Raw genomic sequence first — 362 nt, 5'->3', positions numbered from 1 at the left:
AGTCACTGTAGAAGTAACGCCACAAAAAGATGATTACTCTCCGCAGCCAAAAGCACAAACAGTGGACAACGGAACAGTGCCAAACGCAGAAGACAGTGTCGACAAAACAGGCTTACCAAGCGGCACAAGGGTCACATGGAAAGAAACTCCAGTAGTGAATACTCCAGGAGACCATCCAAGTGTAGCCTTAGTCACTTATCCAGACGGAACAGTAGATGAAGTCCCAGTCCCAATCACGGTTAAGGAACAAAAAGATACGTTCAATCCAACAGCGAAAGAGCCAGTTCCAACTGCTAAACACGGTAGTAACCCAAGTGCAGAAGGAAGTATCAATACTGATGGCTTACCAAGTGGCACAACGT

At 46.4% G+C, this 362-nt stretch carries 1 protein-coding gene; it reads left to right on the top strand.

Annotated elements, in window-relative coordinates; genetic code table 11:
• The coding region (locus ADI58_RS09135; protein WP_049522356.1) for a Rib/alpha-like domain-containing protein at nucleotides 1–362 on the top strand (362 nt) is incomplete at both ends.

This window comes from Streptococcus mitis (assembly GCF_001074635.1).
Classification (GTDB): domain Bacteria; phylum Bacillota; class Bacilli; order Lactobacillales; family Streptococcaceae; genus Streptococcus; species Streptococcus mitis_E.
This window is presented reverse-complemented; position numbering and strand designations above follow the sequence as displayed.